Raw genomic sequence first — 16,586 nt, forward strand, 5'->3', positions numbered from 1 at the left:
TTAGCCGCAGTACAGACCGTGGGAGATTTCGCCCCTCCTCCTTTCACCCAAGCGCCGATAAAGAATGCATCTGGCCTAAACCGACGATAGGAACAAGCCTGCGCCTCTGGGTGAACCCTTCAAGTGTTCAAACCTTAGCCCGGAGAATTTTCAATGGCAATGCCGGTTTCTGTCACAAAGCCGATTGTGGGCGTGGATGTCGCCAAGAACGAACTGGTGATCTATCACGCCGAACTTGACGTACTGGAGGCGACTCCCAACAACAAAGCGGCCATCAAAAAGTGGTTGAAAGCATTGCCGGGCCCCGTCGCTGTAGCCATTGAGTCGACCAATATCTATCACCTGGAATTCGCTGATCTGGCCTATGAGGCCGGCTGCGAGATCTACATGGTGGGCGGTTATGAACTGCATCACTACCGCGAAGGCGTAAAAATCCGCGCCAAAACTGACGCGCTGGATGCCAAGCTGCTGGCCCGTTACCTGAAAAACGAAGGGCATGAGCTTAACCCCTGGACCCCGCCATCTCCGCTGTATCGCCAGCTCCTGAGCCTTTTCCGCCGTCGCGCAGCCCTGGTTCAGGCTCGAGTGGCCCTGGTACAAAGCTGGGCTAACGAGCCGCTGCTGAAGACCGCTTTCGCCGAACAAATTGCAGCCATGCAGAGGCTTGAGACATTGATCGAGAAGACGATCAAGGATCATCTGAGGGATGCCGGTTTGCAGGGTCAGTTGAACCGTTGCTTGAAGGTTGAGGGCATTGGATTTCTGACCGGAGCCCGCTTGCTTACGGCATTTCAACGAGGGGATTTCAGAAACTCAGACGCCTTCATTGCCTTTTTGGGAATGGACTTGCGAGTGTCGAAATCAGGACAAAAAGATGGGCGCCGTAGCTTGAGTAAACGAGGCGACCCGGAAGTCCGTCGGCTGTTACACAATGCCGCCATGTCGGCTAGCCGCACGTCCGCCTGGAGAGGCTTCTATGAAAAGCAAAGAGCTCGCGGTTTCACTACCACTCAGGCGTTGGTAATGCTGGCTCGCAAGCTTGCTCGGATCGTATTCGCTCTGCTGAAAGGGCAAAGCGAATACCAACCTAACGCGGCTTGAGGGCTTTCCCTCAACCATAGAATCTCCCACACTGGATCTGTGTCGAACCGAAATATCGAGATCAACTAACGTGGGAGCGAGCCCGCTCGCGAAGGCGTCAGCCCAGACAACCCCAAACCCTGTGGCGAGGGGATTTATCCCCGCTGGGCTGCGCAGCAGCCCTAAACACCAGCCGCCTCGGTGGTCAGGCAGTTCACCTTTAAGAAGCATCTGGGGCTGCTGCGCAGCCCCGCGGGGATAAATCCCCTCGCCACAGGGTTTTGTGTGCTGCTCGAGGTGGCAGCCTAGATCAACCCCTTCTCATCATCATCGATCAACCGGCTCAACCCGCCCAAGGCTTCCCGGGCCTGGTTGCGGTCCATCAGCTTGGCCTGGGCCGCCGGTGGCAAGTCGGTGACGCGGATGACGCCTTTGCTGGTCAGCACCTGGATCAAGTCATCGAGTACCCGGATCATTTCCAGGTCGCTTTGCTTGAGCTGCTTGAGGCTGTTTTCCACCGCCTGGTTGGCGAACCAGTCCTGGATCTCGTGGTTGTCGGCCGGCAAGGTTTCGGTGGCCTCGGCGTAAGCGGTGGCTTCTACGCGCACCAGCAGGCCTTGTGCATCGCGTTGCACATAAAACATCGGGCATCCCTCATGTATGAAGCAGCGTCATGCTGGGCAGCATAGGCCAACTGTGGGGGAGTATGAACACTTATCGTGGCGAGGGAGCAAGCGCCCTCGCCACGGGTTTTGTGTCAGGTTCAGCTGTTGTTGTGATCGACCTTGATGGTCGGGTCGCTGCCGGCGATCAACGAGTTCAGGTTCACGTTCGACCAATTGTTGCCTTCGAGCTTGATCGTCACGTCTGGCGTCGCCGCAGCGTTGCCGGTGTTGAACTGGCCGGAGGTGCTGACCTGCAGCGACGACACGCCATCGACCGTGCTGATTTTCAGGAAGTGGTCGATGGTGCTGCCGGACTCACCCTGCAACAGATCCCGCAGGTCGATCCGATCGCCTTCCCCGGCGTTGAAGCCCTTGATCACGTCGTTGCCGGTGTCGCCGGACTTCCAGACAAAGGTATCGCCGCCCAGACCGCCGATCAGGGTGTCATTGCCCTGGCCGCCGATCAGGGTGTCGTTGCCCGTGCCACCGAGCAGGATGTCATTGCCCTTGCCACCGTTGAGCGTGTCGTTGCCGCCCTGGCCGAAAATGATGTCGTTGCCGGCGCCGCCCAGCAGGGTGTCGTTGCCATCGTGGGCACCGGACACATCGAACGCGGTGTAGTGCTCGGTGATGTACTGGTGCACGTTGCTGGTGGTGACCTTGCTGACGTCCACGCCGCTTTGTTTGGCGACGAAGGCCTGGATGGCCTGGTAGCCCTCGCCGGCCACGCCATTGAAGCTCACCAGGTCGCCGAACAGGATGTCGTTGCCGTCGCCGCCATTGACCGTATCGGAGCCCGGCAGGGTCGCTTCGGTGTGGCCGATGATCGAGTTGGCCAGGTTGTTCGGGTCGATGTTGGTCTGCGGTGTCGAGTCCGAGTCGTAGGGCTTGAGGTCGTTCAGGGTCACGTCGCTGTTCAGGCCGATGGCCTCGACGGTGCTCAGGCCCTTGAGCAACGTGAAGCTGTCGGTCGAGCCCGCCGCCGAATCGACATAGTTCCAGTAATCGCCATAACCGGTGCCGCCCTGGTTCGACAATTCAAAGGTGCCATTGCCCTCGGCATGCACGGTGCCCACATAGCTGTCGGTCCATTTCTTGCCGCTTTTGGTCGACAGGTACATCTCGCCGTTTTCGTAGATGGTGTACTTGTGCGTGCTGTCGATCGTCTGGGTGTAGTACTTGCCGACGCTGTAATTGGCCGCGCTCAAGACATCATCAAGCTTGACGGTGCCGTAAAGCGTCGGATTGGTCTGTTCGCCGGTCTGGTAGTAAGTCGGCTTACCGTCGGTAATGAAATACGTCAGGTTCTTCGCCCCGGTATTGTTCAGGGCGTCGGTGCTCTTGAAGAAGTTCGCCGTGGTCTTGAACACGTCTTCATAGTTGGTACCGCCACCGGACACCATCGAGTCGAGCACGCCCTTGAGCAGGGTCAAGGCGTTCGAGTCGTTGAGGTTGACCGAGACCGTGTTGTTCACCTGGCTGTCGAAGTCCGCCAGAAAGATGTTCACCGTCCCGGAGTTGCTGCCCATGCTTTGCTTGAGGGTGTTGAACACCGAGGTCAGCGAGGCCTTGGCAGCTGCGATGGACGAGTCGCTCATACTGCCGGAGCTGTCCACCATGAAGGCGATGTTGTAGTTGACCCCTGGCACCACGGTCAGCCCGCCGATGTCGGCGACGACGATGTCGTTGCCGTCGGTGCCGGTGACGTTGTCACTGCCCGACGTGGCGGTGATGGCGTTGTAGGTCGCCGGGTACACGGTGACTGGGATATGCGCCGTGGTGGTCGCCGATCCTCCGAGGGCTTCGGTGGAGGTGGAGGTCACGGTCAGATTGAGCTGGCCGTTGTAATAGGCTGGCGGTGTCAGGGTCAGGCTGCCCAGGTTCCAGCCACTGACCGATGCTTCGCCGTTGCTGCCCACGGTCGCGAAGTGGCCCGCGCCGTCGCTCAGCACGCTTCCTTCCGGCATGCCGCCAATCTTCACGCTCAGGCTTTCGGAACCGTCGGTGTCGGTCAGGGCGGTGGTGATCTTCGACAGGTTCACGCTGGTGCCTTCGGCGCCTTCGTTGAGCTTGTAGCCGTCGTAGTAGCCTTCGCCGTTGGTGCCGTGCAAATCGGAGACCGTCACGCCGGCGTTCGTCAGGTCGGTCACGCTGGTATACAGCGGTACGCCGGAGCCGTTCAGGTCGACCGGTGTGCTGCCGTTGACCGACAGGTTCACGTCATAACTGCCCGGACCGGTCTGGTTGTGGTGGTAGATGTCCAGGGTGTAGTAGCCGCTGGTGGTCGGCGTGAACGAACCGTTCAACTGGCCGCCCGCACCCCAGGTGGTTGCCGCGGCGGTCTTGCCGCCGATGGTGACCAGCAGGCTGTCATCGCCCGTGCCGCTGAAGGTGTAGGTCTTGCCGGCCTCGAGGAAGATCAGGCCCGAGGTTTTCGACGCGGTGCCAGGGTTGACGTTGCTGTCCGATTGCACGTTGGTCACGGTGCCGCTGCTGTTCGGCGTGCCGGCGGCATCGATCACCGACTTGAGCGTGCCGGACGGCGCGCCGCTGCCATCGGTGCCCAGGCCCGACAGGCCGGTCCAGACTTCCTTGATCAAACCGGTGGAGGTCACGTTGTTACCGGCCACGTTGAGGGTCGGTGCGTCGGCGACTGGCGTGATGTCGATCTTCACGGTGCCGGTATTACCCAGCGCCTGGCCGTCGGTTGGCTGGAACTTGACCTGTGCGTAGTCGGCCTGATTGTTGCCCGTGCTGCTGCCAACATAACCGTTGGCACCGGATTCGTTGGCGTCCGGAGTGAAGCGCAGCTTGCCGGCGTCGATGTCAGCCTTGGTGAAGGTCTGGTTGTTGGCCACGTCCTTCCAGGTTGCACCGTCCAGATACTGCAACTTGCCATCGGCCGGCAGCTCGGTGATTTTCACACCCAGGCTGGTGGCGGAATTGTCCACGTCGCTGATGCCGAACGTCGACCAGCCGAGGACCAGTGAAGTGTCTTCGGTACCGGTCACCGCGCCGCCAGTGGCTACCGGCGCGTCATTGACCCCGACCACGTTCACGGTGGTGGTGGCGGTGTTGGAGTAGCTCGCGCCGTCGGTCACCGTCACGGTGATGATGCGCGGTACGGTGCTCGGATCTTCGCTGTTGTTGATGAAGCTGATGTTCTTGATCTGCTGCATGTAGTCAGCCAGCGTCGCATTGCCCGTCAGCGTCAGGACGACTTTGCCGTCGGTGCTGTTGGCGTTGATGCTGATGCCGTTGACGCTGTTGCCCAGGTTCAGCGCATCGCCAGGCTGACGGTTGGTCAGCACGATGGTCGCGCCGGTCAGCAGGGTGCTGTCCGGGTCAGTGATGCTCAGGTCGGTGTCGGCGATGGACACGCCCGGGCCGGTGGTGCCTTCGGTGAAGGTCACCTGGTAATCGGCACCGGTCTTGCCGCTGGAGTTGTTGGCGTCCAGGTCGAGTACCGGCGGCGCATCGTTGTCGATGATCGACGTGCTGACGCTGCCGTTGGTGCCGCTGACCGCCAGGTGCTCGAAGTTGCCACCGGTGGCCGAGTCGATCCTGACCACGAAGTTTTCGGTGCCTTCGGTGATCTTGTCGTCCAGGGTTGCCACGTTGAAGGTCGCGCTGGTGGCGTTGGCCGGGATCTTCACGGTGTAGACACCGGTGAAATCCGAGCCGTCGGCGGCGGTGCCGCTGTAGACGATCTTGAGCGTTACCTCGGTTTGCGCCGGGTTCGTCAGGCTGACCGTGTACGTCGCCGCCTGGCCTTCGGTGACCGACGTGCTGCCACTGATGCTGACGGTGGTGTTGTCGACCGTGTCGCCCACGGCCGTCGACGCGCCGGTCTTATCGACCGCGATGGCTTCGAGGTTGCCGCCGGAGGCCGACTTGATCGACTCGGTGATGGACGGCGCACCGGTGTAGACGTCGTTGCCGACGGCTACATCCAGTACACCCGAGCTTGCGCCGGCGGCGATGGTGATGGTTTTGCCGCTGTCGAGGGTGACGGTGACCGGACCATTTTGCGCCGTGACCGGCTTGCCATCGGCATCGGTCAGGGTCGCGGTGTAGGTGATCGTGCCGTTTTCGTTCACGGTCGGTGTGGCGGTCAGCGTTACCGTGGTGGTGTCGTTGACATCGCTGACGATGGTGCTGACCGGCGCGGTGTTCGGTGCGATGGCTTCGAGGTTACCGCCAGTGGCGCCTTTGATCGATTCAGTGACGGTGGTCGGACCTTGGTAAACATCGTTGCCAACGGCTACGTCCAACACGCCCGAGCTTGCGCCGGCGGCGATGGTGATGGTCTTGCCGCTTTCCAACGTCACGGTGACCGGACCGTTCTGCGCGGTGACCGGCTTGCCGTCGGCACCGGTCAGGGTCGCGGTGTAGGTGATGGTGCCGTTTTCGTTCACGGTCGGTGTGGCGGTCAGCGTCACCGTGGTGGTGTCGTTGACATCGCTGACGATGGTGCTGACCGGCGCGGTGTTCGGTGCGATGGCTTCGAGGTTACCGCCAGTGGCAGTACTGATGCTTTCAGTGACGGTGGTCGGACCTTGGTAGACGTCGTTGCCAACCGCGACATCCAACACACCTGAGCTTGCGCCCGCAGCGATGGTGATGGTCTTGCCGCTGTCGAGGGTGACGGTGACAGGACCGTTTTGCGCAGTGACGGGTTTGCCGTCGGCATCGGTCAGGGTGGCGGTGTAGGTGATGGTGCCGTTTTCATTCACGGTTGGTGTAGCGGTCAGCGTCACGGTAGTGGTGTCGTTGACGTCGCTGACCACAGTGCTGACTGGCGCCGTGTTCGGAGCAATGGCTTCGAGGTTGCCGCCAGTGGCAGTACTGATGCTTTCAGTGACGGTGGTCGGACCTTGGTAGACGTCGTTGCCAACAGCCACATCCAACACGCCCGAGCTTGCGCCGGCGGCGATGGTGATGGTCTTGCCGCTTTCCAACGTCACGGTGACCGGACCATTTTGCGCAGTGACGGGTTTGCCGTCGGCATCGGTCAGGGTGGCGGTGTAGGTGATGGTGCCGTTTTCATTCACGGTTGGTGTAGCGGTCAGCGTCACGGTAGTGGTGTCGTTGACGTCGCTGACCACAGTGCTGACTGGCGCCGTGTTCGGAGCAATGGCTTCGAGGTTGCCGCCAGTGGCAGTACTGATGCTTTCAGTGACGGTGGTCGGGCCTTGGTAAACATCATTACCAACAGCGACATCGAGCACGCCCGAGCTTGCGCCGGCGGCGATGGTGATGGTTTTGCCGCTGTCGAGGGTGACCGTCACGGGGCCGTTTTGCGCCGTCACCGGTTTGCCGTCGGCATCGGTCAGCGTGGCGGTGTAGGTGATGGTGCCGTTTTCATTTACGGTCGGTGTAGCGGTCAGCGTCACGGTGGTGGTGTCGTTGACATCGCTGACGATGGTGCTGACTGGCGCCGTGTTCGGTGCAATGGCTTCGAGGTTGCCGCCAGTGGCAGTACTGATGCTTTCAGTGACGGTGGTCGGACCTTGGTAGACGTCGTTGCCAACAGCCACATCCAACACGCCCGAGCTTGCGCCGGCGGCGATGGTGATGGTCTTGCCGCTTTCCAACGTCACGGTGACCGGACCATTTTGCGCAGTGACGGGTTTGCCGTCGGCATCGGTCAGGGTGGCGGTGTAGGTGATGGTGCCGTTTTCATTCACGGTTGGTGTAGCGGTCAGCGTCACGGTAGTGGTGTCGTTGACGTCGCTGACCACAGTGCTGACTGGCGCCGTGTTCGGAGCAATGGCTTCGAGGTTGCCGCCAGTGGCAGTACTGATGCTTTCAGTGACGGTGGTCGGGCCTTGGTAAACATCATTACCAACAGCGACATCGAGCACGCCCGAGCTTGCGCCGGCGGCGATGGTGATGGTTTTGCCGCTGTCGAGGGTGACCGTCACGGGGCCGTTTTGCGCCGTCACCGGTTTGCCGTCGGCATCGGTCAGCGTGGCGGTGTAGGTGATGGTGCCGTTTTCATTTACGGTCGGTGTAGCGGTCAGCGTCACGGTGGTGGTGTCGTTGACATCGCTGACGATGGTGCTGACTGGCGCCGTGTTCGGTGCAATGGCTTCGAGGTTGCCGCCAGTGGCAGTACTGATGCTTTCAGTGACGGTGGTCGGACCTTGGTAAACATCGTTGCCAACAGCCACATCCAACACGCCCGAGCTTGCACCCGCTGCGATAGTGATGGTTTTGCCGCTTTCCAACGTCACGGTGACCGGACCGTTTTGTGCGGTGACAGGCTTGCCATCGGCATCGGTCAGGGTCGCGGTGTAGGTGATCGTGCCGTTCTCGTTCACGGTCGGTATAGCGGTCAGCGTTACCGTGGTGGTGTCGTTGACATCGCTGACGATGGTGCTGACCGGAACGGTGTTCGGTGCGATGGCTTCCAGGTTGCCGCCGGATGCGGAAGCAATCGACTCAGTAACCGTCGTCGGACCTTGGTAAACATCGTTGCCAACAGCCACATCCAACACGCCCGAGCTTGCGCCGGCGGCGATGGTGATGGTTTTGCCGCTTTCCAACGTCACGGTGACCGGACCATTTTGCGCGGTGACGGGTTTGCCGTCGGCATCGGTCAGCGTCGCGGTGTAAGTGATGGTGCCGTTTTCGTTCACGGTTGGTGTAGCGGTCAACGTCACGGTGGTGGTGTCGTTGACATCGCTGACGATGGTGCTGACCGGAGCGGTGTTTGGCGCGATGGCTTCCAGGTTGCCACCGGAGGCCGAGGCAATCGACTCGGTCACGGTGGTTGGACCTTGGTACACGTCGTTACCGACGGCTACATCCAGTGCACCCGAGCTTGCGCCGGCGGCGATGGTGATCGTTTTGCCGCTGTCGAGGGTGACGGTGACCGGACCATTTTGCGCAGTGACGGGTTTGCCGTCGGCATCGGTCAGAGTCGCGGTGTAGGTGATGGTGCCGTTTTCGTTCACGGTCGGTGTAGCGGTCAGCGTTACCGTGGTGGTGTCGTTGACGTCGCTGACGATGGTGCTGACCGGCGCGGTGTTTGGTGCAATGGCTTCGAGGTTGCCACCGGAGGCCGAGGCAATCGACTCGGTCACGGTGGTTGGACCTTGGTACACATCGTTGCCGACGGCCACGTCCAGCACGCCCGAGCTTGCGCCGGCGGCGATGGTGATGGTCTTGCCGCTGTCGAGGGTGACTGTCACAGGACCGTTTTGCGCCGTGACCGGCTTGCCATCGGCATCGGTCAGGGTCGCGGTGTAGGTGATGGTGCCGTTTTCGTTCACGGTCGGTGTAGCGGTCAGCGTCACGGTGGTGGTGTCGTTGACATCGCTGACCACGGTGCTGACTGGCGCGGTGTTTGGCGCGATGGCTTCGAGGTTGCCACCAGTGGCAGTACTGATGCTTTCGGTGACGGTGGTCGGGCCTTGGTACACATCGTTGCCAACGGCCACGTCCAACACGCCCGAGCTTGCACCCGCTGCGATAGTGATGGTTTTGCCGCTTTCCAACGTCACGGTGACCGGACCGTTCTGCGCGGTGATCGGCTTGCCGTCGGCACCGGTCAGGGTCGCGGTGTAGGTGATGGTGCCGTTTTCGTTCACGGTCGGTGTGGCGGTCAACGTCACGGTAGTGGTGTCGTTGACGTCGCTGACGATGGTGCTGACTGGCGCCGTGTTCGGTGCGATGGCTTCGAGGTTGCCGCCAGTCGCGCCTTTGATCGATTCAGTGACGGTGGTCGGACCTTGGTAAACATCGTTGCCAACGGCTACGTCCAACACGCCCGAGCTTGCGCCGGCTGCGATGGTGATCGTTTTGCCGCTGTCGAGGGTGACCGTCACGGGGCCGTTTTGCGCCGTCACCGGTTTGCCGTCAGCATCGGTCAGCGTGGCGGTGTAGGTGATGGTGCCGTTTTCGTTCACGGTCGGTGTAGCGGTCAGCGTTACCGTGGTGGTGTCGTTGACATCGCTGACGATGGTGCTGACCGGCGCGGTGTTCGGTGCGATGGCTTCGAGGTTACCGCCAGTGGCAGTACTGATGCTTTCAGTGACGGTGGTCGGACCTTGGTAGACGTCGTTGCCAACCGCGACATCCAACACACCTGAGCTTGCGCCCACTGCGATAGTGATGGTCTTGCCGCTGTCGAGGGTAACCGTCACAGGACCGTTCTGCGCCGTGACCGGCTTACCGTCGGCATCCGTCAGGGTGGCGGTGTAAGTGATGGTACCGTTTTCATTCACGGTTGGCGTGGCGGTCAACGTCACGGTAGTGGTGTCGTTGACATCACTGACCACAGTGCTGACTGGCGCCGTGTTTGGCGCGATGGCTTCGAGGTTACCGCCAGAGGCCGAGGCAATCGATTCGGTCACGGTGGTCGGACCTTGGTAAACATCGTTGCCAACCGCTACATCCAGTACGCCCGAGCTTGCGCCTGCTGCGATGGTGATGGTCTTGCCGCTATCGAGGGTAACCGTCACAGGACCGTTCTGCGCCGTGACCGGCTTGCCGTCGGCACCGGTCAGGGTCGCGGTGTAGGTGATGGTGCCGTTTTCGTTCACGGTCGGTGTGGCGGTCAGCGTTACCGTGGTGGTGTCGTTGACATCGCTGACGATGGTGCTGACCGGAGCGGTGTTTGGAGCGATGGCTTCCAGGTTGCCGCCAGTCGCGCCTTTGATCGATTCAGTGACGGTGGTCGGACCTTGGTAAACATCGTTGCCAACGGCTACGTCCAACACGCCCGAACTTGCGCCGGCTGCGATGGTGATCGTTTTGCCGCTGTCGAGGGTGACCGTCACGGGGCCGTTTTGCGCCGTCACCGGTTTGCCGTCGGCATCGGTCAGGGTGGCGGTGTAGGTGATGGTGCCGTTTTCATTTACGGTCGGTGTAGCGGTCAGCGTCACGGTGGTGGTGTCGTTGACATCGCTGACCACAGTGCTGACTGGCGCGGTGTTCGGTGCGATGGCTTCGAGGTTGCCGCCAGTGGCAGTACTGATGCTTTCAGTGACGGTGGTCGGGCCTCGGTAAACATCGTTGCCAACCGCCACATCCAACACACCTGAGCTTGCGCCGGCAGCGATGGTGATGGTTTTGCCGCTGTCCAAAGTCACGGTGACAGGACCGTTTTGTGCGGTGACGGGTTTACCGTCAGCATCGGTCAGCGTGGCGGTGTAAGTGATGGTGCCGTTCTCGTTCACGGTCGGTGTCGCGGTCAATGTCACCGTGGTGGTGTCATTAACATCGCTGACGATAGTGCTGACTGGCGCCGTGTTTGGCGCGATGGCTTCGAGGTTGCCACCAGTGGCAGTACTGATGCTTTCGGTGACGGTGGTCGGGCCTTGGTACACGTCGTTGCCAACAGCGACATCAAGCACACCCGAGCTTGCGCCCGCAGCGATAGTGATGGTCTTGCCGCTGTCGAGGGTGACTGTCACAGGACCGTTTTGCGCCGTGACCGGCTTGCCGTCGGCATCGGTCAACGTGGCGGTATAGGTGATGGTGCCGTTTTCATTTACGGTCGGTGTAGCGGTCAGCGTTACCGTGGTGGTGTCGTCGACGTCGCTGACGATGGTGCTGACCGGAGCGGTGTTTGGAGCGATGGCTTCCAGGTTGCCACCGGAGGCCGAGGCAATCGACTCGGTCACGGTGGTTGGACCTTGGTACACATCGTTGCCGACGGCCACGTCCAGCACGCCCGAGCTTGCACCGGCGGCGATGGTGATGGTCTTGCCGCTGTCGAGGGTGACTGTCACAGGACCGTTTTGCGCCGTGACCGGCTTGCCGTCGGCATCCGTCAGCGTGGCGGTGTAAGTGATGGTGCCGTTTTCATTCACGGTCGGTGTAGCGGTCAGCGTCACGGTAGTGGTGTCGTCGACGTCGCTGACGATGGTGCTGACCGGAGCGGTGTTTGGCGCGATGGCTTCCAGGTTGCCGCCGGAGGCCGAGGCAATCGACTCGGTAACCGTCGTCGGACCTTGGTAAACATCGTTGCCAACGGCCACATCCAACACACCTGAGCTTGCGCCGGCAGCGATGGTGATGGTTTTGCCGCTGTCCAAAGTCACGGTGACAGGACCGTTTTGTGCGGTGACGGGTTTACCGTCAGCATCGGTCAGCGTGGCGGTGTAAGTGATGGTGCCGTTCTCGTTCACGGTCGGTGTCGCGGTCAATGTCACCGTGGTGGTGTCATTAACATCGCTGACGATAGTGCTGACTGGCGCCGTGTTTGGCGCGATGGCTTCGAGGTTGCCACCAGTGGCAGTACTGATGCTTTCGGTGACGGTGGTCGGGCCTTGGTACACGTCGTTGCCAACAGCGACATCAAGCACACCCGAGCTTGCGCCCGCAGCGATAGTGATGGTCTTGCCGCTGTCGAGGGTGACTGTCACAGGACCGTTTTGCGCAGTGACCGGCTTGCCATCGGCATCGGTCAGGGTAGCCGTGTAGGTGATGGTGCCGTTTTCATTCACGGTCGGTGTAGCGGTCAATGTCACCGTGGTGGTGTCGTTGACATCACTGACCACAGTGCTGACTGGCGCCGTGTTCGGTGCAATAGCTTCGAGGTTACCGCCAGTGGCAGTACTGATGCTTTCAGTGACGGTGGTCGGGCCTTGGTAAACATCATTACCAACAGCGACATCAAGCACGCCCGAGCTTGCGCCGGCGGCGATGGTAATGGTCTTGCCGCTGTCGAGGGTGACCGTCACAGGCCCATTTTGCGCAGTGACCGGCTTGCCATCGGCATCGGTCAGGGTCGCGGTGTAGGTGATCGTGCCGTTTTCGTTCACGGTTGGTGTAGCGGTCAGCGTCACGGTAGTAGTGTCTACCGAATCGGTAATCGTAGTGACCGCAGGCGCCGTGCTCGGCACCAGATTCTCAAAGTTGCCACCCGTCGCACCGGTAATCGTGGTGCTGACGGTGCTGCCGTTGTTGTAGACGTCATTGGCCGGGGTGTCGACGTTGACGGTGCCGGTGGTCTGGCCAGCCGCGATGGTGATGACCGAGCCATTGCTCAAGGTCACGGTCACCGGGGTCTGGGCCGGGTTGGTCAGGGTGGCGGTGTAGGTGATCTGGCCGCCTTCGGTGATGGTGTTGCTGGCCGTCAGGGTCAGGCCAGTGGTGTCGGCCGAGTCAGTAATCGTAGTGACCGCAGGCGCCGTGCTCGGCACCAGGTTCTCGAAGTTGCCACCGGTCGCACCGGTAATGGTGGTGCTGACGGTGCTGCCGTTGTTGTAGACGTCATTAGCTGGCGTCTCGACGTTGACGGTGCCGGTGGTCTGGCCAGCCGCGATGGTGATGATCGAGCCATTGCTCAAGGTCACGGTCACCGGGGTCTGGGCCGGGTTGGTCAGGGTGGCGGTGTAGGTGATCTGGCCGCCTTCGGTGATGGTGTTACTGGCCGTCAGGGTCAGGCCAGTGGTGTCGGCCGAGTCAGTAATTGTAGTGACCGCAGGCGCCGTGCTCGGCACCAGGTTTTCGAAGTTGCCACCGGTCGCGCCGGTAATGGTGGTGCTGACGGTGCTGCCGTTGTTGTAGACGTCGTTGGCCGGGGTGTCGACATTGACGGTGCCGCTGGTCTGGCCAGCCGCGATGGTGATGACCGAGCCGTTGCTCAAGGTCACGGTCACCGGGGTCTGGGCCGGGTTGGTCAGGGTGGCGGTGTAGGTGATCTGGCCGCCTTCGGTCACGGTGTTGCTGGCCGTCAGGGTCAGGCCAGTGGTGTCGGCCGAGTCAGTAATCGTGGTGACCGCAGGCGCCGTGCTCGGCACCAGGTTCTCGAAGTTGCCACCGGTCGCACCGGTAATGGTGGTGCTGACGGTGCTGCCGTTGTTGTAGACGTCATTAGCTGGCGTCTCGACATTGACGGTGCCGCTGGTCTGGCCAGCCGCGATGGTGATGACCGAGCCATTGCTCAAGGTCACGGTCACCGGGGTCTGGGCCGGGTTGGTCAGGGTGGCGGTGTAGGTGATCTGGCCGCCTTCGGTGATGGTGTTGCTGGCCGTCAGGGTCAGGCCAGTGGTGTCGGCCGAGTCAGTAATCGTAGTGACCGCAGGCGCCGTGCTCGGCACCAGGTTTTCGAAGTTGCCACCGGTCGCACCGGTAATGGTGGTGCTGACGGTGCTGCCGTTGTTGTAGACGTCATTGGCCGGGGTGTCGACGTTGACGGTGCCGGTGGTCTGGCCAGCCGCGATGGTGATGACCGAGCCATTGCTCAAGGTCACGGTCACCGGGGTCTGGGCCGGGTTGGTCAGGGTCGCGGTGTAGGTAATCTGGCCGCCTTCGGTCACGGTGTTGCCCGCCGTCAGGGTGACGGTGGTGGTGTCGATGGTGTCGGTGATCTGGGTCACGGCCGGTGTGGTGGGAACGGTCACGGCGATGCCGGTGCCGCCGGTGGTGCCTGTGACGGTCACGCTGATTTGGGTGGCGTCGTTGTAGACGGTGTCGTTCGGCGCCAGCGGTACGTTGACGCTGCCGGTCAGTTGGCCCGCCGGGATCACGATGACCGCGCCGTTGGACAAGGTCACGGTCAGGTTGGTCTGCGGAGCCTGGGTCACTGTCGCGGTGTAGACCAGCACGCCGCCGGCCTCGGTCAGGGTCGGCGTGGCGCTCAGGGTCATCGTCGCATTGAGCACGGCGTTGGCGGTCGTATCGGCCGTGGTATCGCCACCCAGGATGTTGTCATCGGTGGCGGCAGCCGCTGCGAGGCCTTCCGTTGGGAAACCGACGGTCGGGTCGACGCTGCCTGCAGTGGCATCCAGCACCACAAAGCTGTGGCCCCCACCGGCGGCACCACCCGTACCCGCGGCAGTAGCGCCGGCAGCGGTGGCTTCCAGGGCGGTCGTCGGGTCCACGCCCGCGGCGATAGCTTGTTGCAGCTCTTCTACCGACGGCGCGGCCTGGGCAGTGGCTTGGGCCAAGTCAGTGGACGAGTCCGGGGCATTGGCGCTCCACTGGGTGTCGCGGCCCAGGTCCAGGGTGCGGCCATCGGCCAGCTCCAATGTCACGGCGCCGGCAGGGCCGGTGTCCAACTGGTCGCCCACATTCAGGCGATCACCTTCAATGAGTACGCGCCGGATGCCCTCTGGGGATACGACGAAAACCTGACCAACAATGCTTTTGACAACGGCAATAACACTGCTCATTGAAGACTCTCCGGGTGCCGCGCTCAGTAGACTTCCATGGACCCGGCAGCTTGTGGGCAGCAGCGGTCTGGACGTTTATATTCACAAAGTAGGGTTATTTTGACGCTTTTATATGTCAATATTTTGGCTTGTTTTTCCAGATATTTTGTTTGTGCCAAACTATTGACCTTCTGCCGGCCATCCTAAACAATCGCCGCCCTAATGTCACATTGATATTTAAGCGGCGACCTGTTCTTTCAGTGCGTGTTCCAGCTCCTGTTTTGAACTTTCCGACATACGGTCATTCCGGTTGCCATCATCCGATGCAGCGCCACGTTTCGCTGTGATTCAAGACAAGAGTTCTGGGAATAATCCAACCATGCGTTCACACCTGCTCAAGGCTTTACCCTTCGCCCTCGCTGCCAGCTTCGTACAAGCACAAACCTTGCCGCAGGCCATGCAGCAGGCTTTGGATGTCCATCCTGAAATCCAGGCTGGCGTGAACAGCCGTCTCGCGGCGGATTACCAACTCAAGGCGGCCAAGGGCGGCTACCTGCCTAGAGTGGACCTTGCAGCCGGGTATGGCCGCGAAGGCACCGACAGTGTCACCACCCGCTCGGGCGGGACCAACCATTGGGAAACCCTGAACCGCAGCGAGTCGAGCCTGCGCCTGTCGCAAATGGTTTTTGACGGTTTTGCCACGTCCAGCGAAGTCGGGCGTCAACAAGCCACCGTCAATGCCCGTGCCTATTCGTTGCTGGACGCCTCCGAGCGCACCGGTTTGACGGTGGCCCAGGTCTACCTGGACGTGCTGACCCGTCGTGAGTTCGTGCGTCTGGCCGAGGAAAACCTCAAGAGTCACGAACGCATCTTCGACCAGATCAAGCTGCGCACCTCCCGTGGCGTGGGCAGTGGTGCCGACCTGGACCAGGCCGAAGCGCGCATGGCCCAGGCCCGTAACAACCTGATCACCGAACAGACCAACCTGGCCGATGCCGAGACCAACTACCTCAGCGCCGTCGGCCAACTGCCGGATCAACTGGAGCGTCCTGCCGATTTTCTGGCGCTGCTGCCGGCCAACCTGACCGAAGCCCGCGCCCAGATGCTGGAAAACAGCCCGGTGCTGCGTTCGGCCGAGGCCGACATCGCCGCAGCCGAGCAACAGTACGAGGCCGCCAAGTCGAGCTTCTACCCACGCTTCGACGCCGAGTTGGGTCGCACGGCCGACAACGACCTGGATGGCCAGAACGGCCACAACAATGAATGGCAAGCCATGCTGCGCATGCGTTTCAACCTGTATGCCGGTGGCAGCAACAAGGCCGACCTGGAATCCAAGTCGTACCTGTCCAACCAGGCCCTGGACATCCGCAACAACGCGCTGCGCCAGTTGAACGAAGAACTGGGCCTGGCCTGGAACGCCTTGAACAATGCCAACGCCCAGGTGCCGATCGCCCAGCAATACGTGGATCGCAGCGCCAACGTGCGCACTGCCTACCAAAAGCAGTTCAGCCTTGGCGAGCGGACCCTGCTCGACTTGCTCGACAGCGAAAACGAACTGTTCAGTGCTTCCCGCCGCCTGGCGGAAATCAAGAATGTGCAGCTGTTCACCCAGTACCGGATCAAGGCAACCATGGGCCAGCTGTTGAAAAGCCAGGGTGTGGTCGCGCCGTTGGCATCGGTTGTGCAGAACGACGTGAAACCCAAGGTTCAGTTGCCTGGGATGAATTGA

4 protein-coding genes are annotated in these 16,586 nt (G+C 61.3%); 2 read left to right on the plus strand and 2 right to left on the minus strand.

Annotated features, from left to right (window positions below; translation table 11 throughout):
- Window positions 1-153: 153 nt before the first annotated feature.
- Window positions 154-1,101: an IS110 family transposase gene (locus ACMTA2_RS02110; RefSeq protein ID WP_413791447.1), complete on the plus strand. Its 948-nt coding sequence runs from the start codon at window positions 154-156 to the stop codon at window positions 1,099-1,101.
- Between the two features lie 284 nt (window positions 1,102-1,385).
- On the opposite strand, the gene ACMTA2_RS02115 is transcribed toward ACMTA2_RS02110, so the two are convergent.
- Window positions 1,386-1,724: a hypothetical protein gene (locus tag ACMTA2_RS02115; protein ID WP_014335964.1), complete on the minus strand. Its 339-nt coding sequence runs from the start codon at window positions 1,722-1,724 to the stop codon at window positions 1,386-1,388.
- Window positions 1,725-1,843: 119 nt separating this feature from the next.
- Window positions 1,844-14,878, minus strand: coding sequence for a LapA family giant adhesin (locus tag ACMTA2_RS02120; RefSeq protein ID WP_413793513.1), 13,035 nt, complete (start codon window positions 14,876-14,878; stop codon window positions 1,844-1,846).
- 358 nt (window positions 14,879-15,236) lie between these two features.
- Between ACMTA2_RS02120 and ACMTA2_RS02125 the strand changes: the two genes are divergently transcribed.
- Complete coding sequence (locus tag ACMTA2_RS02125) at window positions 15,237-16,586, plus strand: TolC family outer membrane protein (RefSeq protein WP_413793514.1); 1,350 nt, start codon at window positions 15,237-15,239, stop codon at window positions 16,584-16,586.

Origin of the sequence: Pseudomonas medicaginis (assembly GCF_965119365.1) — a bacterium.
Taxonomy (GTDB): Bacteria; Pseudomonadota; Gammaproteobacteria; order Pseudomonadales; family Pseudomonadaceae; genus Aquipseudomonas.